Source organism: Halorientalis marina (assembly GCF_023028345.1).
In the GTDB taxonomy this organism is placed as follows: Archaea; Halobacteriota; Halobacteria; order Halobacteriales; family Haloarculaceae; genus Halorientalis; species Halorientalis marina.
This window is the reverse complement of record NZ_CP095488.1, coordinates 1-19422: the sequence shown is the minus strand read 5'-3', so window position 1 is coordinate 19422 and position 19422 is coordinate 1. Positions and strand designations below refer to the sequence as shown.

Sequence of the window (19422 nt, the reverse complement as noted above, 5' to 3'; positions counted from 1 at the left end):
CACGGGGACACGACCGGCCGCTGTGCCGACCCACAGACCGACTCGAAGAGGACACTAAGAGATGACACACACCACCACAGAACCGACACGATACTGGTTGACGACGGCCAGTCCGACCATCGAAGCGGTCGTGAATCCGCTGGCCGCGGCCTGTACTGAACGTGACTTCGTCCCCGATTACGTCCGTATTCTCCGGAACCCGGACGTCCACGAAGACAGCGAACGGGCTATCGACCTCGTCGAGGCCGTCGTCGATGCCCATGGTGGCAATGTCGACGTCGAGCCAGTCACCATCGACTCCGAGCGCGATTTTCAGGCCATCGTTGATTTCCATCGGGCTGGCGTCGAGGCCGCCCGGGAAGAGGACGCGACGGTTGGCATCGACGTCACGCCGGGCCGAAAGTTCATGTCGGCTATCGCCTTCCAAGCCGGGATTCAGTTCGACGCCGACCGGGTGTTCTACCTGTATCTGGACTCCAGCGACTACTACGACCGTGTCTACCCGGACATCCCACGTCCCGGTGTGGACCTGATCGACTTCGCGGAGGTGTTCGCATGATCCTCGGCGAACGGCATCTGATGCCGCTGTTGAACGGGCTAGCCGATCTCGACACGACGACGATTTCGGTCGCGCATCCCGCCGAGGAGATCGGCGAGTTGCTCCGGGTTCGGCTGGACGACAGCACCGAGGCGACGGTTAGTGTCTCGACGGGGCGGTACACCTACGAGGACGCTCGGGACGAGGTCGAGCGACGGTACGGCGAGGCCGCCTACGAGGACCTTCCGGACCCCCAGTCCTACGTCCGGACGCTCATCGCCGGCGGCCTGTTCGACGTGGCGAACCGCGACGACATCGACCGGTTCCTCCGTCGGCACGGCCATCCCGACCTCGAAGCCGGCCACGATCCCGTGATGGCCGGACTGGATACCAACCTGTTCGGCTGGCGAATGCCGGCCGTCCTGGGACTCGATCCCGCGTGGGGCTCACAGCAAGACGAGGGTGATGACGAACGGCCACCAGTGACCGGGTTCGTGCTCTCGTCGGGTGTCAAGGAGGAACTCGACTGGTACTACAAGCACCACGACACCCGCGAGTTGACCGACGCTTTCGGCGATGCTTTCGAGCGGTTGACGAACCAGCCGGCCGGGAAGAATCGGAGTGGCTTCCTCGGCCTCTACGAATTTCGCGACCTGATGGGGCAGCGCCAGACCGACTTCACGGACAGCGACACCGGCGACGAAGCGATCGTCGAAGGGTATCGCGAGTACGCGGCCGACCACCGGAAGGAGGTGGTGCTGTTCAGCAACGACACCGGATTCGTCGAGCGCGCGACCGACGCCGGCCTGCGGGCACAGAAGGTCGCGTTCCCGCCGGACGTGCCGAAGCGGGCGACGGTCTCCTGGGAGACACTGTGCTCGCTGGTGTACATGCTCGCAGTCGTGTTCGGTGTCGTCACGCTGCCGAAAGCGACGCTGTACGGCGTCTGGAACGGGAAAGACGGGAAGCACTGGGAGGGGCGTGAACTGGCCCTGGAGGTGCGGAGTCCGAAACTGGCAGAGCGACTGGAGCGAGATCAGCAGATCGTTGGCGCGTATCAGGAAATGTAGCTCACGGTGCCAACAGCGGCGAGCGACCACGTACGGATACACGATGCGGGCCTCCGGTAGGCTACCGGAGACGCTCTTGCTGTGCAGCGAGAAAATCGCGGACGCGTTCGATCGTCGCATCGGGCACCGTTTGCTGCTGGAATTCACCCTTGAACGCGTCGAGGAACGACTCGTCTGCTAGTTGGTCACTGATGCCGGCAAACTGCTCGGAAAGGGCCTGCGGATCGCCGCGATGGAGGTGTGTTTCGACACGATCGAAATCGGCATCCGTCGCGGCTGCAACCACGTCACGGGCGTCCGTGAACCGGCCGCTGTGGAGTTTGATCGCAAGGAGCAGTTCCCGCTCCGGAATACGCGTGTCTACCGACAGCGTCCGACCGACTGTGACGGACCGGGCGTGTTGATCGAGATAGCGATACGACCATTCTCCCTCAGTCTGTCGACAGCGGAGCGCGTTTACCATCAGGTCGATACTCACCGGATTTCCGACATTTTTCGAATACTGAATAAACTGGCCGTCATAGATCCCGCTCGTGTCGTACTCGTTCGTTCGCTCGTACTCGTGGTCGCGGAGAAACGAGTCGTACGCCTCGACCGCTTCCTCGGGGACGACGAGGTCGACGTCCGTGGAGAAACGCTGATTGAACGCGGTGACAGCCCAGCCGCCGACGAGCACGTACGGCAGATTGGAATCGGTGATTGCTTCGAGCGTGGTCAACAGTTCCTGTTCGCGGTCGGGGAGACTCATTGTGCGGGGGCGTAGTCGGGGCCGTCCACGTCGATGGCAACGTCGTACTCGTCGGCGACCATCTCCAAGGCTGGCTCGAAGTTCCACCGATACTCCTGCATGTACGCTACCGTCTCCGTCAATGGAATGACGGGATTCCCGTCGACCCACTCGGGGTCGAGGGGATCACTTGTCGGAAACAGACTGTAATAGATTGCTCCACCGGCATCGTCGACGATTGCATCGTCGCGCTCACCGATCACAGCGGGAATATCGTACCGATCGAAGAACGATTGCCATTGCTCAACATCGGCCTCGTCGACCCGCATGAAGACGGGATAGGCATCGCCGCCACGAGCGATCTGGTAGCCGCCGTGTGTCCAGACGTAGACGGCGTCGATTTTGGTGTATGCGAAGTCCATCTCCGCGAAGTGTGGAATCACGTATGCCTCGTCGACGCTCGGCGACGTCTGCCGGGCAATCGTCTCTATTAACTGCGCAAACCCGTCCCGGACCTCCGGTGCAGTCACGCGGACCCCGTCCGCTCGCTCGACGACGTTGATCGCCTCCAGACGTTCGATCCAAGTGTGGACCCACGAATACGTACCGTCGATCTTCTGGGCGACCCGACGGATCGAATCCCCATCACTCGCGGCCAAGACGATCTTCGCCGCAGTGGTGTCGACGTAGTCCATCATTGGTTATCTCTATACAGATAACAGTAATAAAGATTCGTATCACAACGTGCTCGTCCCCCGATTCGGAAATACAGTAATCGGCGTTCAGACCCCGACCCGCTCAGTCCGCTGACTGTCCTGCCCGAATACTCGGCGGCTGAGTTACTCGCGTGTGCCCTCCTGCTCAAGTGCTTCGTCACTGGAGGGGAGGCTTCGGTGCGGACGGAACTCGCAATAGTCGTCCGCCGTGTTCTCCGCGAACGTCGACGCCTCGCTCTCGGCGAGGGGAGAGAGCCCCGATACAGGAGACTGGCCCCGCTCAGCTACCGTACGCGTCGAGGAGGTCCCACTCCTCACGCATCAGTTCGCGGACGCCGTGTTCGAGAATGCCTTCACCGAGTGAGGTCGCCCGGTAATAGGAGTAGAGCCCGCTGCTCGTCGGTTCGTTCCGTTTCCGGTTCTCGACGAGTCCGACATCGACGAGTGCATCCAGGTGGTAGTGGAGCGTGTTCGACTCCATATCGAGTGCCTCACGGAGCGTTTTCGCGCTGTGGGAGCCCTCGTCGACGAGATACGTGAGGATTCGGAACCGGTTCTCGTTCCCGATCGCCCGCTGCATATCGAGATACTGCTCGAGGGTCAGCAGACTGTCCTCCGGGAGCAGTCCACCGCGATCGTCAGCGCCAGGCGATGAGCCACCTGTTTCGGCCATGCGTGTGTCTTCGCCAGTGCAACGAATAAGTGTTCGCTGACTCAATATCGACAGAAAACAGTGTCTTTTATATACTGCGCCGGCGCAGGGAGTGTATGCGCGACCGGGTTCTCGAGACCCTGGGGAGTCTCTCACACGAGCGGTTTCTCGTGTACCTGATGGGGCCCTACAAATCGTTCGACCTCGAACCGCTGCTCGACGCAGCAGCGACCGAGGATACGATCGATCTGGATTCCATCCCCGAGTCTGTCGATTTCGGCACCCTCGTCGGATCGGACGTCGACCTGGATCGACACGAGGCCGTACTCGATCTCCTGTTGTTCGTCCGCGATCGGCTCCGGACCGACCCCGGTGTGAACGCGTTTCTGGCGATCGATGTAGATGTCCCACTCGAGGAGATGGACGCGGGAACACAGAGCATCGAGTTCGCCCTCGCGAGCAATGCAGTAATCTACATCGTCCCGAAAATCGGGGACAATCTCGGCGTCGGTATCGAAACCGGTTCTGTGCTCGAGGCGATCTATCGAAAGAGCGAACGCCAGGAGGCGACCTCGCAAACGAACCACCAGGAGCGAGTGCTATTCGTCCACGAATCGGGCGTTCGTAGTGCGATGATCGCGTCGATCCAGGACCGCTGGGATGCCCGTGTGTATTCCTACGACGACCGGAACGACCTCGTCGAGCAAGTACGGCTGTTCATACGTGACATCGCCCGCAGAGAACAGCACGGTTCGTTGCCGACACTCGACCAGGAGTGACGCAGCCGCCGATAGATCACCCACGTCGACGACGAGATACCAGGGTCAGTCGTTGTCGAACCGGTACGGAGTCACGGAGAAGGTGGCGTCAGTCGAGTGCTTCGTCACTGCATGGCAGGCTTCGATGCGGACAGAACTGACAGTGCTCACCGGCAGTGTACTCCTCGAACGTCGCGGCCTCGATCTCGGCAAGTTGGTCGGTGACAGCCGACCGGACATCGTCGAGCTCGGCCTCACTGAACGACCGCGTTTTCAGGTCGGGTCCGTTCGGACCGACGTACAGGTAGCCCGCCGTGTCCACGTTCTCATCGAGTAGTTCCCGACAGGCCAGCAGGTAGAGCGGGAGTTGGCGATTGTCTTCGAGCGAGCGGGTTCGCTCGGTCGCCTTGTAGTCGATAACCCGGAGATCGCCGTCGGGCGTGCGATAGATCGCGTCGATGTAGCCGATGATCGTCTCCCCGTCAATTTCGAGCGAGAACTCGCGTTCGGCGCTGACGACCTCCCAGTCGCTGACCTGTGAGTCGAAGTAATCCTCGATGCAGGCACGAGCATCCTCGAGGGCGGCCGTCCAGCCGTGTCGTTCGGCGAGGTCTACACACAGGTCGTCCCACTCGGATTCGGAGGCCAGGCCACGGTTGGCCGCGACCTCAGCCGTCTCGTGGAAGAGTAATCCGATCTCGCGCTGTGACGGCCCCGTAGTCACGTCAGTATCGGGCTCGTAATCATCGAAGGCTCGCGTGACGTAGTCGAGGTAGTGTTTCCGTGAGCACTCGCTGAATGACTCGAGCGAGGTGTAGCTGTGCCGTAGCGAGTGCCCGACATCCGGCGTCGAATCGAGTGATTCGACGGTCAGCGGCGAGTCGGCGGCGCCGTCCAATGACTCGTCGAGCATCTCGCGAGCCAGCGCGAGCACGCGGTCGCGTGCAGTCCGCGCGTCGATGGCGATTCCGTCGTGTGTGATTTCTGAATCGTGACCGTCGTATCGGTCTGCGGCGAGCGTGTCCGTCCAGTCGGCGTGGTCGGCGAGACTCTCGTGGACGTCCCTCCAGATCGGAAACGAGGCACCCTCGACGGCCCACGGGACTGTCTCATCGAGCAGGCTCCCGACGAACTCGAGCAGCGGGTCCTCGTCGTCATCATCCGCGTCGTCCTCCGTGCGACCCTGCAGGACGAGGATATCCTCGGCCCGCGTGATGGCGACGTGGAGCAGGCGACGCGCCTCGAGGAGGTCGCGCTGCTCGAGGTCGGTTTCGACAGGTGCCTCGGGTGAGCGCGTGAGTGCGTGGTTCACTGCGGTAAACGTTCGTTCGCTGGGCCCCCACTCGTCGGCGGTGAGTTCCGGGATGACGACGACCGGGAAGTCCAGCCCCTTGCTCTTGTGGATGGTCATGATGTTGACCGCGTCGTCGGCCGTCTCGGGCTGGTCGATGGCGCTCGCGCCGCTTGCCTGCGTGAGCGAGCTGTGGTACTCGATGGCTTCGAGGAACTGCTCGTCGAGTTCGGGCTGAACCGGGCCGTCACCGAAGTCCGTAATGAAGCTCTCGACCTGCTTGAGGTCGCGCTGTTCCTGCTCGGAGAGGTACCACTCGATGTTCGTCCGTTCTTTCAGCTCCCGGTAGAGGCGGGCAATCGACACCCGCTCTTTCAACTCCAGCAGGGCCTCGATATCGGCGCGGGCTGCCTCCACCCGGTCGGGTTCGCGGAAGTCCTCGAGCGGTGCCTCCCTGAGGACCGTAACAAGGGCATCATCCTGCGTATTGAGATACCGTAGGTCCGCATCGTGGAGCCGGTAGCGCATCGTGAGGACGCGGTTCCAGGAGACGGGGTCCTCCTGTGGCCGGGCGAGGGCCTTCAAATATGCCACGACAGTCTCGACACCTACCGACTCGGCCGTGAGATCGCCAGCCAACTGGTAGGGAATCCCCGCCTGCTCGAAGGCCTCGATGATCGGGGTGGCATGCCGGTTCTTCCGAACGAGGATCGCGATATCACCAGGCGTGTATGCCTCGTCGGTCTCGTCGGCGTCGCCGGCCAGCAGGTGTGAGATAGTGTTGACCAGCTGTGTGGCTTGGGCTTTCTCGTCGTCGGGTGCAGTGATCGTGGCAACCGAATCACCTTCGTAGGCAGGTTCGTCGTAGCGGTCGAGTTCCTTGTCGCTCGCGCGGTCGTCCACGAGGTCGAGGGCGTTGTTCGCCAGATCGAGGATGGGCTGGCGCGACCGGAAGTTCTCCTCGAGTGGGCTGTCCACGAGGGCGTCGCCGAATCGTTCATCGAGTTCGCTGCGGATGTTCTCGACGTTGGCGCCCCGCCACTCGTAGATAGCCTGGTCGTCGTCACCGACGACGAACAGTTGATCGTCGGTCGTCAACTGCTCGACGAGGTCGAACTGCAGACGGTCGGTGTCCTGGAACTCGTCACAGAAGACGTACTCCCACTGGTCGGCGATATCGGCCTGGAGATCGTCGTCGCCAAGCAGAGCCGTCGCCCGAACAACGAGGTCGTCGAAATCGAGCAGGCCGTGCTCGGCCATCGCCGCCTCGTAGGCGTCGTAGCCCTCAGTGAGATCACGCGCCTCCGTGCAGGTGTCGAGAAAGTCCGCCAGCCGCTCGGTCAAGACGAGATCGAACGCACCAGGAATGCCCGACGGGTTACTGCTGTAGGTGCCGAAGACGACACCTGGGAGCTTGTACGCACTCTCGAGGTCGCCCTCGAGGATTTCGTCGCGATTATTGTTTAGCCCGGTTTCGAGGTCGTCACAGACGGCCTGCATCCGTGCGAGGAACGCATCGACCGTTTGCTCGACACCCGCCGCATTCGGATCGAGAGTATCCCGCTCCGTGCCGATGTCCCCTCTGAGCGCCTCGAGGCCAGCACACAGCTCGTCGAGGCGCTCGTCGGTGATCTTCCGCCAGCTGACACGGACGTGTTCGTTTGCCCGCGCCTCGATGCGGCCCGGCATGGCTTCGAGATCGGCCAGCCGGTGTGAATCACCGAGGTAGGCATCCAGATCCGCGGGCATAACCGCCGACCGTTTCATCGACCCGATGAAGCCCTGGAGCGTCTGGACAACGCCGCTGCCATAGTCCATCGAGAGCTGGACGTCCGGGTCGATGAACCGGTAGGGGATTTCGTCCAGGATGTCGAGGATTAGCGCGAGTTTGTCGCCGTCGCGGGCGATCTCGAAGCCCTGATCGACACCGGCGTAGTAGCCGTACTCCGAGAGCAGTTCCCGGCAAATGGAGTGATAGGTGTAGGCGTCGACATCGTAGCCGGCCGCGCCGAGTTTCGCGTTGAGTTTCGCCCGCATCGAGTCGGCGGCCTTGTTGGTGAACGTCAACGCGAGAATGTCGTCCGGCGCAACGCCCTCCTCGCGGATCAGGTGCTCGATCTTCCGGACCATCGTGTAGGTTTTGCCCGTCCCCGCACCAGCGAGGACGCGCATCGGGTACTCGCTGGACGTGATGATGTCCGCTTGATCCGGGCGCGGGTCGATGCCGTGGTCGCCCTCGGGCAGCCAGTCCGGCTGCTCGTCATCGGCGTTGCCGTCGACGTGGTCTTCAGCGTCGCTCATAGCTCCACCTCCCAGCCAAGGTAGTCCGGACACATCGACTGGTACCGACAGTCCCCACACCCCTCCTCGTAAATGAGATCACGTGGCTCAGGTTCGTACTGCTCGCCTCTGATACCCTCGTAGGCATTCGCGATTAGCTCCCAGATTGTGTCGTAATACTCGTCGTAGAGTTCGGTCATCTCGCGGCCGTACCCGCTGGCGGTAACCGAGTACCCGTCCGGACTCGATTCGATATCACGATTGTTGAGCAGGCCGTAGAAGGTGAACTGGACGTCCATCCCCGGTTCGTAGAACGTGGTGTCTTTGACACCCTCGATGTAGGCCGCCGTCTGCATCGCGTTCTTGACGCGACCCGGTTCGTGTTCCTCGCCGGCGAGGTGCTGTTCGAGGCGCTCCGCAGTCCCACTGGTCAGCATTCCCCGCGTGTTGCGCTTGTAGTCGACGACGTGCAGGCCGTCGTCGGTGCGGATGATGTTGTCGGCATACCCCTTCAGTGGGACACCCTCGTGTTCGCAGGTGAGCCGTTTCTCGACGGCGACCGACTGACGGGCGTGGTCGATCCCAGCACCGTCTGCCGGGTCGAACACCGACGCGAGGCCGGCCTTCGCCAGTCGCCGGTAGTAGTCGTGCTGCGCGTCGGAGGCGAACTCGTCGGGGTCGACTTCCTCGGCCCAGGCATCCGGGAAATGGCTGTGCATCCGGTCGTGAATCTCCTGGGGTGTGTCCGTCTCGCTCGTCTCCTCACAGGTCCATTCGATGGTCGTGTGCATCGCCAGCCCTTGCTGGAGGTAGCGTTTCGTGTCGTCGACCGTGTCGATGCGCTGGGCCTTCGCGAAGTCGTACTGGCGCGGGCAGTACGCGTAGGTCGCCAGACTGCTCGGCGAGACGTGTTCGCGGCCCGCGTCGGTGTCGCTGGTCGACTCGCTACTCATCGCGACGCACCTCCCCGGCCGCGAAGTCGACGCGCGCCCGGACGGCCTCGCAGAGCTGGTCGCCCCGCTGCCCGCTCGCTGCGAGGAGGTCCTGGATGGCCGCCAGATCGCGTTCCGTCTCGTCGAGGTCGATCGTCTCGCCGCGAACGTCGGCACCCTTCACGCGCGTCAGCGCCCGGTCCACACGCGAGAGCGCGAAGTCGATCGCCCCGCTCTCGCCGTGGATACCGTCGTGATCGAGCGAGTCAAGCCACGGAAACGCCTCGTAGATGGCAATGAGATACCGTGACGGCTGGCACTTCCGGTCGAGTTCGCCCGCCGCCTCGTCGAACAGGCCGAGGTAGAGCCGGTCGGTCGCGGCCCGTGCGCCGACCGCGAGCTGGCGCCGGGAGAGTTCCTGATAGTAGCGCCGGAACGGGTCGTGGATGCGGTCGGCATTCGGACCATCCGCGGTCGGGAACGTCTCGCGAACGTCGGCGGCCGTGAGGTCAGTCACACCGGGATAGCCGGGCATCTCTGCGACCTCCGTGGTCGGGAACAGTCCCGTGAGGTTCGGGTCCGTTGGATAGGTTCCCTCGACGAGATTGCACATGAACACTGCCTCCCAGGAGGCGTTTTTCATTACCCGCACTGCATCGACGAGGACGCCGTCGTCTTTCACGTCAGTTTCCGCGGTCTGTGTCTCCGTAGCCGCCGTGCGGACCGCGCGATCTAACGCGTCTTGTAGTGAGTCCCACGTCGCGTCCAGCAGCGGTGACTCGTCGAGGAAGGCCGCCAACTCGAAGACATCTCGGACGTGGCTGAACTGCGCTTTCGCCTCCAGGGAATCGTCTTCACGCGCGATGCGTTCCTTGAGGTCCGTTTCGAGTGCCCACCGTCGGAGCGTCCCCTCAAGTGTGGATTCCTCGGAGTCGAGCGTCTCAAAGAGGGCAACGTCGATGTCGATGCCGCGGCCGGCCAGTCGCTCGCGCTGGGCCTCGTCGTCAGTTGCGAGGTACGTTATCAGGGATCGCAACTCCCGGACAGCAGGGTCGTCACCGAAGCCACTCACGGAGGTCGAGGCCGTAGGGATACCAGCCTGATGGAGCAGGCGGATCGTCTCCGCGATCGGTTCGTTCGAGTCCCGGAACCCGATAGCGAAGTCGTCGTACCGCCAGTCGTGGTCGCGGCGCAGGCGCTCGATCTCGTCGGCGATGCGTCGGATCTGATCGGCGAAGGTCGGCTCGTGGACGACTGCGACCGCCCCGTCGTCGGGGTCCGGTGGAACGTCACCGGTCGCGAGCAGATTCGCGACCGCGTCCGGACGTGACTCTGGGTCCGGTTCGCCGGCCGCGTCGTCCGGTTCGTGGGCGACGGTCCCCCCGACCGTGCCGGGTTCGTTCCAGACGCGCTGGATGCTGCTCTCGCGTTCGGCCACACAGGTCAGGTCGCAGTCGGCGTGGGTCACGAGCCGGTCGAGATACGCGCGGTCGATGCTCGCGAACTCCTCGTACTCGACGACGAGTAGTGCCTCGAAATCGAGGGTGTCGGCATCGATGTTATCGGCGTCGAACTGATCGATGACGTGCGAAAGGAGGTGTCCACGCTCGACGTACCCGTTCTCCGCGAGCCACGCCTGGAAGCGCTGGTGGTGGTCGCCGATCTCGTTCAGTGCGGGGTGGGTGGCGTCGATCGGTTCACCGCGCCAGGATGCGATGTTCATGAGCCGGCCGACATCCCGGGTGAACCGTTCGTGGTCGGCCGCGGTGGCGAGGTACGGCGTCGTCCAGTCGATATCCTGGATGTACTGGTAAGCGAGTTCGCTTCGTTCGGTGTCGGTGAGGATCGTGGGCGACTCGGGCGTCGCTTGGAGGAGTGTCCGAGCGTGGCCGCCCACCGCGTCGACGCGTGGCCGTTCGATGCTGTCGGTTTCGTGTGCGAGTCGGTCGGTGAACGTCTCGATGCCTGTTGGGAATCGCTTGAGGACGAGTACGTCCGCGGCGGTGTGGGCGGCCACGAGCTCCGCGTATAGCGGTGCGACTCGGGTGGCCGGGTCATCGCCGAGAAAGGGAACGTGGTGGAGGGTTCCGGAGAGTGGTGAGGATGGCGTCCGGGAGGACATGGCACTACCAGTCACCGTATAGTGATTAAATTGGGGTCTGTTTTCGCTCCCGCAGAGGCAGCGCCACCGGATACGGCTGCCCACTCATAGCAGCCTTCGAAGTCGTCTGTTGTTGGATTGAAATGAACGGATCACGCTGGTTCTGTGTTTGCAGAGTCCGACTGATCTGGGTGACAGCCACCCCCATTCGGATACCGCTGTTTCGGCATGTTCGCCCCAAGTTCGCAGGAGGGCACGGCGACGTGGGCCGAACGGATCTCGTGACACGTGTTTGTACGCAGAGAGAGCACCGGTTTACTGCGTCCCGTTTTCGACGGTCTAGTCGCGTCGCCGCGAGCGGGCACCACAGTCAGGAGTCATCATCTTCGATTCGGTCGATGTCGCCGAGCAAGTCCTCGATGAGTGTGTCTACATCGTCGTCAACAGCCGGATCATTGTCTTCCGTCGCAGTGTTGCTGGCATCAACGTCTATGTCGGCAGCCGAAGCCTCCTGGGCCGTTTCGTCCGGCGGTTCTGTTGCCGACAGCTCTGCTTCTTGCGGGTCTACTCGGTCAGCCGAAGGCGTATGGGCATCCTCCCACTGCCAGCGACTGCGTACGTGACGATCACCTTTGTCCGAGAGTCGGTACCCATTCGAGCGGTTGTCAATATCGAACTTTTCGACGAATCCCCGTTCGACGAGCGTATCTAGGTTGGGGTAGAGGCGGCCGTGGTTGATCTGGTCGTCGTAGTACGTCTCGAGTTCCTCCTTGATGCGGAGTCCCTTTGGTCCCTCGAGGCCGGCGAGGATCACGAGGAGATCGCGCTGGAAGTCCGTGAGATCCGCAAATTCGCCGGTATCGACGTCCGCCGAAGCACCCGGTGGGATCGTCGGCCCTGAGTCTGCTTCGGTCGATTCACCAGCCGAGTGCTCTCCGGAGCTAGTTCCCTGAGCGTCTGTTGGCTCCGCCGTATCGGACTCCGGTTCGCTCTTAACGGGTTCTGACTGGTCTGTGGAAGTGCTCTTTGCGTCTGTCCCGCTCGCCTCGGTGTCTCGTTGTACCTCCCCGGTTGCGTCGCCGGATCCTGCAATCTCCCGGACAGCGTCGAGTGTCGGCTCCGTTTCGAGCCCTGTGAGCCGAATTGCTGTCTCCCACGATTCGAACCGTTTCTCCACAGTCGCCGTCGAGACAGCGCCCCTGTCGTTCATCTGGTCTGGCGTCGGGACAGCGCCGACCTCCTCGGCCAGGTCGACGATGGCGTCCAGAATATCCACTCGGGAATACACGCGGCGTTCCCGTGCCTGCTCGTCGATCGGTGCGAGATTCGCCTCGTCGAGGGCCGCGTCCCAGGAACCGAAGACTTCGAGATATGCTTCGGCGGGATAGACGCCGTATGCGTCGATGAGGTCCCGTCTTGGCGATTCGCCGAAGATGACGGAGAGTTCCTGGAGGTACGTGATCAGCTCTCGCTTGCTCGCAGTCACTGTGGCCCCCTCCATTCGAACCGCCTCCGGGAGCTCTGCCGCGATAGTTTCGATTCGCTCCTCGATCTCCGAAGCCCGTCGTTCAATTTCGGACGTGTCCGCAGCGGTCCCGGTCAGCAGCTCGAACGCGTCGTCGACGACGTCCCGGGCCTGCTGGATGTCTTCCCAGGCTGCGACCGAGTCGTCGACCTCGACGTGTTGCTCTGCCGTCTCGGCGAGGCGTGTGGCTCGGTCGAGTCGCTGCGTGGCTGTTTCGAGACGGTTTTCGTCCGCTCTGTCCCGCTGCTCTGCCGCGTTGTCGAGATAGGTCGTGATGGTTTCCTGTCGCTGATCGAGTTCCCACGTCTGCGGGAGGTCGTGGTCTCTCGCGACACCGGTTGCCAGCCGGCACTTCGAGAGTGCGTTCTCGTAAGCCTCTACAGCCGCCGCGAAGTCACGGTCTTCGAGCGCATCGTGCCCATCCGCAACTAACTGCTCGGCTCGCTGCATCTCGACGTAGACCTGCCCGCGGGCGGTCTCAGCAGCGATCGTATCCGGTGTCTTCTCGACGGAGAGGTCCGTAACGCTGACTGAAATATCCTGAGCGGTCTCGAGATGCTCCGGGACCGTCTCGAAGTTCGACGCTGCTGTCGCAAGGTCCCCGTCTGCGTACGCACCGTATCCCGTGCTCATCGCGTCGACAGCCGCGGTAAGGGCATTTTCGGCCTCCACTCGCTGTCGTTCCGTCTCGATTGTCTCACCCATCGACGTACAGCGAGATCGGAGCGTCTCGAGGCGTTCGGGGAGAGGAATGTCCAACTGCTCGAGTTCGTTTTCCGCCTTCGTGAGTCGTCCCTTCGCCGTGGACAGCTGCGTCTTCGCTGCCTCGAACTCCCGTTCGTTGAGATGGGTCGTCGCCGATTCGAGACACTCCGTCGCAGTCTCGAACCGAGACTGAGCAGTCACCAGGCTGTCGATCGAGCGCCCGAACGACTCACAGCGCGTCTGCAACTCTTCGTGACGAGGTGGCGGTGTGACGCTCAGGCCTTCGAAATCGGCTTCGATCTGCGAGAGTCGTTCTCTCGCCGTCGATAGGTGTTCGCTGGCCGTTTCGAGATCGCCGTCCGGAAGGTGCGACGAAACACTATCGAGGTGCTCCGCAACCGTCTCCAGTCGCGATACGATGTCCTCTGGCCGGTGGATTAGCTCGCCCAGTGCCTCGGAGTGAGCGCGGAGTTGCTCGTAGCCGTCCGGGGGCGCAACGTCAGCGGCCTCGATCCGCTCGAGGTGGTCCTCCGTCGTCGCGAGCAGAGTCCGTGCCGCGTCGATATCTCCACTGGAGAGGTGGGATTCGCACGCATCGACACTCGTCTCGGCCGCTTCGAGTGGTTCCTCGATCTCCCGTGCCCGCTCGATGGACGCTTCGACTGTGGTACACCGTTCCTGAAGCGACTCGTATCGAGCAGGGAGATCGACGTCCGAGTCCCCAGCGACGTTTTCGGCCCGGGTGAGTCGTCCCTTCGCGGTCGCGAGTTGTGTTTTCGCCGCGTCGGCGTCGCCGGCAGCGAGGTGAGATGACGCGGATTCGAGACAGTCCGCGGCAGTGTCGAGCTGTGAGGTGATCTGTTCCAGTCCCTCGATCGAAGCCTGAAGGTCGGTGTGTCGAGTCCGGAGCTGTTCGTACCGATCGGGAGCACGATCGGTCTTTTCTTCGACTTCGTCGAGGTGGGAGCCCGCCTTTGCCAACTGCCCTCGTGCCGTGTCGAAATCGTCATCGGAGAGGGCCGATTCACAGTCGTCCAGCTGCTCGGTCGCGAGTTCGAGCGGCCGGCCGATCTGTGCGTCCGCGATCGAGTCCTCGACCGACTCACACCGGTCGCGGAGCGATCGATAGCGGTCCGGAAGTGGTAGCTCCGTGTCTTCGAGGAGACCGTCCACGCGAGTGAGTCGCCCCTTCGCCGTGGCTACTTGCCGCTTCGCCGCGAGGAAATCGTTGTGCGACAGATTGGCGGACGCCTCATCGAGACAGTCTTCGGCCGTGTCCAGGTTCGATGTGACCTTGTCGGAGTTGTCGATCAGTGATCGCAGCGACTTGGCGCGATCACGAAGTTGGTGGTATCGGTCGGGGAACGTGGACTCGTTGTTTTCGGCCCGCGTGAAATGGTTTTCAGCCCTCGATAACTGTGTCATGGCCGTCTCGAGATCACCGGCCGAAATACGCGATTCAGTCTTCCCAAGGTAGGCTGCAGCCATGTCGAGCTGTTTCTCGAGGTCGTGTGTCGACTCGGACGAGTGTGACTCTTCAATAGCGGAAGAAGCCGAAGAATCTGCACGCGACTCACCCGGCCCAATCATTTAAATACCAGAACGGGACCACCCCACCGCATGCGGGCTCTCCGCACTAGCACTGACAGAGATGAATCGGGTGGACGGATAGCTGACCGAATGAGGACCTGGATTGCTGGGCGAACGCAATCACAGGCTCGGGCACTCGCGGCCAGTATCGGGAGTATCTCTGCGGTCCTCGTTGCACTCGCACTCACCCGGCTGAGCACACTGCTGGTAACGGTCACCACCTGGGGTATCTACGCCCAGACGACGACTAGCAGCGGTGGCGCAGGCGGCAACACCCAGCAGGTGCAGGACGCGGTCTGTGGTTCGGGCCTCGGACCGCTACTGGGGATTATCCTCGTGTTGATCGCACTCTACCTGCTAATCAAAGCCGTCCTCCGGGGGATGATGGCCTTCGACAAACTCGGGAGTTCACAGACCGAGGAAGTCCAGCGGGGGCAACGTCTCCTGCGGGGGTCGGTCATGACGGTCGTCGGGGCGATGGTGCCCGGGATCTTCCTGGCGATGATGGAGGTCATCGGCTACCCGACGGTCTCCTGTATCTCTCAAAACGTGGATATCCTGCTCATCGTCCCGCTGTGATCGACCTGAACGGATGCGAACGAGACTGACCAGCGGACTCGTCTGTGGCGCCCTCGTCGTTGTGCTCCTCGTTGCTGTTGGAGCCGGAGCTGGGGTCGCCGTCGCACAGGAGGACGACGACTCGTCGGACGATGGTGGCGATAGCGGCGGTGGCGGTGGGTGGCAGCCACCGGATCCGATCGGCGGGATCGTCGACGACATCCTTGGCGGTGGCAACGGTGGCGGTGGTGGAGGAGCAGATGGCGGCCAGTCGGAGGACGAAAACGATGCGAACGCGCCCGGAAGCGAGGACGACGAAGAAAATGAAGACGATGATGAGGAGGAGGAGGATGATGACGACGACAACGAGGACGAAGACCAGACCGTCGACCTCCCCGAAGATTGCGAGAACGCCGACGAACTCCAGAACCTCGCCGGGCCGTGGGGCTACAGCGAGCAGATGTGGCCGAACGCCGCCGACACGATCGATACGGAGTGTGCCACGGGGCTGTTCATCTACCTGAACACGAACTGTGCCACGCTGGCCTGCCTCGGCGGGACGGACTTACAGTCCTACATGGAAGCGGAGGTCTGCGATCTCGACCCCGGGAGCACCTTCCTGAACGAAACCGCGGGCGTCGGAGCGGACCCGACTGACCACTCGGATTCGCTGACCGAGGCAGAGCGCCAGGCCCGCGAGGACTGCGAGGACTTCCAGCACACGTTCATTAACAAACTCGAGAGCAGCATCCGCGGCGGAGGGTTGATCCCGTGGTGGCTCACCCATCCCGGGCGAGCGCTGGCCGATTTCGCGGCCGATATTGCCCACGGTATCGAGGACCTCCTCGACCAGTTCTCCGATATCGTCTACGGCGTGCCTGCTCCCGGATCCGCGACCGATCCGACGAGTTGGGCCACGCCGAGCAGTGACTGGTGGCAGGGCCTGCAGGTCGCCTACGGCCTGATCGCGTTTGTCTCCCTGCTGTTGTTGATGCCCGCAGGGATGGCCGCGTTCGATACGAGCGATCCGCGACGGCGACGGCAGTCGATTCGCCGCGTCGTCCAGTCGGTCGTGATGATCGCCTTCGGCTGGCTGCTCTTCCCGGTTGGCTTCCACGGGGCGACGGTCGTCGCGGACGTCCTTGCCCCCTCCGGCGGCGAGTTCATCCGGACGCCAGTCAATTTCTCGCGGTTCGGGATTGGGGTCGTCCTGGTCGCTATCCTGCTGCTCATCGAATCGGGGATCGTCCTGCTCGGACTGCTCGTGATGTTCGTCCAGTGGGCACTCGCCTACCTCACGGCGGGGATGTGGCCGCTGTTCTGGAGCCTGCGCGGGCAGCCGAACTTCTACCTGCGGTCGATCGGGCGGATGGGACTGGCGGCGTACTTTGCGTTGATCGTCCTGAAGATTATCCAGGCCGCCCTCGCACGGATCCTGTTCAACCTGCCCGTCGACGGGTCGGATTTCCTGCTGACGCTGCTGGTGACAGCTGTCGGTCTCCTGCTGATCTTCGTCGTCCTACCGCATATGCTGTTGCGCCTCGGGCTCCCCCGGGTGACGACGATCCGCCGGTCGCGGCGCCTCCAGAGCAAACTCCCCGACAGGCCGAATCTCGACGGGATTCGCGACAAACTGTCCGCGTTCGGGGCCGGGCGTGGAAGTCGGGGCCCCGGCCAGCAGGGGACACCGTCGCGTGCAACGGCACTCTCGGGGGGAACGAACAAGGCAGCGTTGCCCAGTGGGACGACGAGCACCCCCGCGCTCCAGAGCGGCTCCAGTGAAGGGGCTGGCCCACAGGCCGGCCTCCCCGCTGGCGAGGGTGCTGAGACACCGAGCGCACTCCCGCCCGGGAGAGCAGAGCAGGGGGCACGGCCCGAGCAGTCGCGACTGGTGCGAAGAGCTGCGGAGATCGACCGTGAGACGACGACTGACTAAATCCCATGACTGACACCAAGCAGAGACGCGATCCGCGACGAGTCGTTCCACCGCGGATCGATACGGACGTTCGGCTGTATCGGGAGCTAACCATCCAGGATGCCATCGTGTACCTGCCGGCCGCCCTCACTGGAGTGGTCTGTCTCGGGGGCCTGCTGTTCGACCACGGCCTCCTTGCCATCGGCGCTGGAATGCTGACCGTGCCGCTGGCACTGGTGGGGACGTATCTCCGGATCTCGACCCGGCAGTTCACCAGCCCTGCGGAACGCGTCCGCGACCTCGTGGCTGACTGGCGACTGCGGCGAACGCTCCCGTGGGACCACGATGAAGGCGTGGTACGCTCGCCACACGGGATCCGGTCGATCATGGAGGACGGCACCGTCGAGCGCGAGGACGGAACCTACGTAGGATTGGTGCGAGTCACGCCGACGAACACGGCCCTCCAGTCGCCGACCGACGCCGAGGCGCTCACCCAGCAACTGACCACAGCACTGGACGAGGAGATCGACGAGATCCCGCTCACGTTCTGGTCGACGACGACCGGTGCCGAGAGCGGGGTTGCGACCACGCATGCCGACCGTGGCGCGCGTGACCGGGTCGAGATCGATTCCAATCCACAGCAGGCGGCGCTCACCCGGGAGTACCACCAACAACTGGCCGCATGGTACGACCGCGAGGATCGACCGCTGTGGGAGCCAAACGGCTGGCAGCACTACGTCGTCGTTGAAGCCGCACCCGGCACCAGCAGCGGGCTGAAGCGTCACTCTCGGCTGGATATCCTCCTCCCGTGGCGCGATGCCGAACTCGATACGGAGTTGAGCCGCACACAACGTCAACAGACGCTGGCGAATCGACTGGCGACGGTCGAACAAGCCATCGGTGGGATCGAAGGGCTCGCCACGTTCCGCGTCCGGTAGGTCCGGTTGGGCCCGCTCCCGTACGCTTCGACGAGATTGTAGTGCGCCAGCTTCTGGAGCCAGGATCGAACCGTCCACTTGGTCCGGGGGTCCTCGACGCGGTCGGTGTAGCGGTCATAGAGATCACTGGGCGAAAGCTCCCCCGCCTCGGCGAGGATATCGAGCAGGTGGCGCTGTTCCTGCCGGAGCGAATCGAGGTTCTTCGAGCGGACCTCGCGTTTCGCCTCCGGGATCGCAGCTTCGATGTGCTCGGCGGTGATCCGCGCCGCGCTCTGGCAGTCGGCACGCCGTGCCGCACTCCGGAGGATACTCAGCTCCACGCGGGCGTCACCCGCCGCCGCGTCGGCAATCCGCCGTAGCTGTTCGCGGTCGATCGCCTCCGGGGCGAGACCGTGCGTCGCCCGATCGGAGAGGATGTCGGTGAGTTCGTCGACGGTGTAGCGGTCGAAGTGGATCGTTTCGGCAGTCTGGAGGCGCGACCGGACGCGCTCGTCGAGTCCCGACAGGAGTTCCTCCTCGCTGTTCGTGACGAGGATGAACGAAAAGGCGTCCAGCCGGTACAGGTCGTAGATGACCCTGGCCTCCTCCAGTTGGTCGGCTTCGTCCAGCGTCACGATGACCGGCGGCCCGTCGTAGGCAGCCAGTCGGTTGAGGAGTTCGTCCTGTGGCGTCGACTGCCGGTGCACGTCGATTGTCTTGCCCAGCCCTTCGAGGATCTTGTAGACGACCCGGAAGTGCGAGTAGGACTGCCAGCAGTTGACGTGGACCGATTCGACATCGAGTGCCGTCTCCCGGAGCCGGTCGACGACGAACTTGGTCAGCGTCGTTTTGCCGGCTCCCGAAGGGCCGGTCACGAGCACTGGATCGGCAGCCGTCCCTGCTGTGACGGGATCGAGGACACGCGTCAGCGCGTTCGTCTCCCCATCCCGGTGGATGATGTCGCTGGGGACGAACCCTTCCCGCAGGACGCGGGCGTCCTCGATCATGGCCGAGGTGTTCAGCCGGGATGCTGATAAACGACAGGGGGGCGGTTCCGGATTTCCGAGTTCGGGGATTGCCGGCGGCAGTATACGAGTGGCTGGTTGAGACGGACGGTCACTACTGTCTGCGGACGGGTACTGATGCG

13 protein-coding genes and 2 pseudogenes are annotated in these 19422 nt (G+C 63.1%); 6 read left to right on the top strand and 9 right to left on the bottom strand.

The window, feature by feature from the left end; translation table 11 throughout:
* The first annotated feature begins 61 nt into the window (after positions 1–61).
* Both MUG96_RS19090 and MUG96_RS19085 read left to right on the top strand, forming a co-directional pair.
* Positions 62–559 (top strand): PDDEXK family nuclease, encoded by a 498-nt coding sequence (locus MUG96_RS19090; RefSeq protein ID WP_246989166.1) that lies wholly within the window; start codon positions 62–64, stop codon positions 557–559.
* A complete protein-coding gene (locus MUG96_RS19085; protein WP_246989165.1) occupies positions 556–1608 on the top strand; it encodes a PIN domain-containing protein in 1053 nt (350 codons plus the stop codon). Before MUG96_RS19090 ends, MUG96_RS19085 begins: the two co-directional genes overlap by 4 nt.
* 61 nt (positions 1609–1669) lie before the next feature.
* Here MUG96_RS19085 and MUG96_RS19080 read toward each other — a convergent pair whose 3' ends face one another.
* The 3 genes from MUG96_RS19080 to MUG96_RS19070 all read right to left on the bottom strand — a co-directional run bounded on the left by MUG96_RS19080 (position 1670) and on the right by MUG96_RS19070 (position 3724).
* Entirely contained in the window at positions 1670–2356 is a 687-nt protein-coding gene (locus MUG96_RS19080; RefSeq protein WP_246989164.1) for a hypothetical protein, read from the bottom strand.
* Complete coding sequence (locus MUG96_RS19075; protein ID WP_246989162.1) at positions 2353–3033, bottom strand: helix-turn-helix domain-containing protein; 681 nt, start codon at positions 3031–3033, stop codon at positions 2353–2355. The genes MUG96_RS19080 and MUG96_RS19075 overlap by 4 nt, the downstream gene beginning before the upstream one ends.
* 298 nt (positions 3034–3331) lie before the next feature.
* A complete protein-coding gene (locus MUG96_RS19070; RefSeq protein ID WP_246989161.1) occupies positions 3332–3724 on the bottom strand; it encodes a winged helix-turn-helix domain-containing protein in 393 nt (130 codons plus the stop codon).
* Positions 3725–3819: 95 nt separating this feature from the next.
* Between MUG96_RS19070 and MUG96_RS19065 the strand changes: the two genes are divergently transcribed.
* The gene (locus MUG96_RS19065) at positions 3820–4482 is read left to right on the top strand and encodes a DUF7509 family protein (protein WP_246989160.1); all 663 of its coding nucleotides are present in this window, start codon (positions 3820–3822) and stop codon (positions 4480–4482) included.
* Positions 4483–4570: 88 nt separating this feature from the next.
* Here MUG96_RS19065 and MUG96_RS19060 read toward each other — a convergent pair whose 3' ends face one another.
* The 5 genes and pseudogenes from MUG96_RS19060 to MUG96_RS19040 form a co-directional block, all read right to left on the bottom strand.
* Positions 4571–8053: an ATP-dependent helicase gene (locus tag MUG96_RS19060; RefSeq protein ID WP_246989158.1), complete on the bottom strand. Its 3483-nt coding sequence runs from the start codon at positions 8051–8053 to the stop codon at positions 4571–4573.
* Entirely contained in the window at positions 8050–8985 is a 936-nt protein-coding gene (locus MUG96_RS19055) for a RecB family exonuclease (RefSeq protein WP_246989156.1), read from the bottom strand. The genes MUG96_RS19060 and MUG96_RS19055 overlap by 4 nt, the downstream gene beginning before the upstream one ends.
* Positions 8978–11086: a PD-(D/E)XK nuclease family protein gene (locus tag MUG96_RS19050; RefSeq protein WP_246989154.1), complete on the bottom strand. Its 2109-nt coding sequence runs from the start codon at positions 11084–11086 to the stop codon at positions 8978–8980. Before MUG96_RS19050 ends, MUG96_RS19055 begins: the two co-directional genes overlap by 8 nt.
* A 559-nt stretch (positions 11087–11645) precedes the next feature.
* Positions 11646–11954: pseudogene (locus MUG96_RS19045) on the bottom strand (PadR family transcriptional regulator); the annotation flags it as partial.
* 246 nt (positions 11955–12200) lie between these two features.
* Positions 12201–12566, bottom strand: a pseudogene (locus MUG96_RS19040) (homing endonuclease associated repeat-containing protein); the annotation flags it as partial.
* A gap of 2409 nt (positions 12567–14975) precedes the next feature.
* Between MUG96_RS19040 and MUG96_RS19035 the strand changes: the two are divergent.
* From MUG96_RS19035 to MUG96_RS19025, 3 genes are read left to right on the top strand one after another with little or no spacing between them, the layout of a single operon-like run.
* Positions 14976–15464: a hypothetical protein gene (locus MUG96_RS19035; RefSeq protein WP_246989152.1), complete on the top strand. Its 489-nt coding sequence runs from the start codon at positions 14976–14978 to the stop codon at positions 15462–15464.
* 13 nt (positions 15465–15477) lie between these two features.
* Positions 15478–17379 carry a TrbL/VirB6 family protein gene (locus tag MUG96_RS19030; RefSeq protein WP_246989150.1) on the top strand — a complete coding sequence of 634 codons (1902 nt, stop codon included), beginning with the start codon at positions 15478–15480 and terminating at the stop codon, positions 17377–17379.
* A gap of 5 nt (positions 17380–17384) precedes the next feature.
* Positions 17385–18296 carry a TraC-like domain-containing protein gene (locus MUG96_RS19025; protein ID WP_246989149.1) on the top strand — a complete coding sequence of 304 codons (912 nt, stop codon included), beginning with the start codon at positions 17385–17387 and terminating at the stop codon, positions 18294–18296.
* On the opposite strand, the gene MUG96_RS19020 is transcribed toward MUG96_RS19025, so the two are convergent.
* Positions 18212–19282 (bottom strand): Cdc6/Cdc18 family protein, encoded by a 1071-nt coding sequence (locus MUG96_RS19020; RefSeq protein ID WP_246989148.1) that lies wholly within the window; start codon positions 19280–19282, stop codon positions 18212–18214. The genes MUG96_RS19025 and MUG96_RS19020 overlap by 85 nt on opposite strands.
* Positions 19283–19422 lie beyond the last annotated feature (140 nt).

Bases quoted from the DNA above. Each gene is read 5' to 3' on its own strand.
- MUG96_RS19090 (WP_246989166.1), top strand. From the start codon at position 62: ATGACACACACCACCACAGAACCGACACGATACTGGTTGACGACGGCC.
- MUG96_RS19085 (WP_246989165.1), top strand. From the start codon at position 556: ATGATCCTCGGCGAACGGCATCTGATGCCGCTGTTGAACGGGCTAGCC.
- MUG96_RS19080 (WP_246989164.1), bottom strand. From the start codon at position 2,356: ATGAGTCTCCCCGACCGCGAACAGGAACTGTTGACCACGCTCGAAGCA.
- MUG96_RS19075 (WP_246989162.1), bottom strand. From the start codon at position 3,033: ATGATGGACTACGTCGACACCACTGCGGCGAAGATCGTCTTGGCCGCG.
- MUG96_RS19070 (WP_246989161.1), bottom strand. From the start codon at position 3,724: ATGGCCGAAACAGGTGGCTCATCGCCTGGCGCTGACGATCGCGGTGGA.
- MUG96_RS19065 (WP_246989160.1), top strand. From the start codon at position 3,820: ATGCGCGACCGGGTTCTCGAGACCCTGGGGAGTCTCTCACACGAGCGG.
- MUG96_RS19060 (WP_246989158.1), bottom strand. From the start codon at position 8,053: ATGAGCGACGCTGAAGACCACGTCGACGGCAACGCCGATGACGAGCAG.
- MUG96_RS19055 (WP_246989156.1), bottom strand. From the start codon at position 8,985: ATGAGTAGCGAGTCGACCAGCGACACCGACGCGGGCCGCGAACACGTC.
- MUG96_RS19050 (WP_246989154.1), bottom strand. From the start codon at position 11,086: ATGTCCTCCCGGACGCCATCCTCACCACTCTCCGGAACCCTCCACCAC.
- MUG96_RS19035 (WP_246989152.1), top strand. From the start codon at position 14,976: ATGAGGACCTGGATTGCTGGGCGAACGCAATCACAGGCTCGGGCACTC.
- MUG96_RS19030 (WP_246989150.1), top strand. From the start codon at position 15,478: ATGCGAACGAGACTGACCAGCGGACTCGTCTGTGGCGCCCTCGTCGTT.
- MUG96_RS19025 (WP_246989149.1), top strand. From the start codon at position 17,385: ATGACTGACACCAAGCAGAGACGCGATCCGCGACGAGTCGTTCCACCG.
- MUG96_RS19020 (WP_246989148.1), bottom strand. From the start codon at position 19,282: ATGATCGAGGACGCCCGCGTCCTGCGGGAAGGGTTCGTCCCCAGCGAC.